The following is a 313-nucleotide window of genomic DNA, read 5'->3' on the forward strand; positions in this document are numbered from 1 at the left end:
GATCAACGGTTCGGATATCCTCTCGTTGGCGCATTCCCTGCTTTTAGACATTGTGAAATAAAATTCGTACAGTGATCTTCGAAATATTTATAGGCTGGATTTCGTTTATCCCAATACGTTTCAGCATATTGAACAGCTGCACGCCGGTCATAGTGAAAAGCTCTTCCAAATTGGTCTTCATTTTGGAAGCGCCCATCCACCTGATCTTCCTTTTGTCGTTCTTCTAACATCATCCGATCTTTCACAAGCGTGTCGTTATAAAGAAACGCTTCTCTTTTCTCATCATGTTCCTCTAAATAAAAAGAATCGTCTA

The 313-nt window shown here is 40.3% G+C and carries 1 pseudogene; it reads right to left on the reverse strand.

Going from position 1 to position 313, the window contains the following annotated elements:
* Positions 1-5: 5 nt before the first annotated feature.
* A pseudogene (locus KVT11_RS19655) lies at positions 6-313 on the reverse strand (amidase domain-containing protein); the annotation flags it as partial.

This window comes from Bacillus sp. GbtcB10 (assembly GCF_019091365.1).
GTDB classification, from domain to species: domain Bacteria; phylum Bacillota; class Bacilli; order Bacillales; family Bacillaceae; genus Bacillus; species Bacillus altitudinis.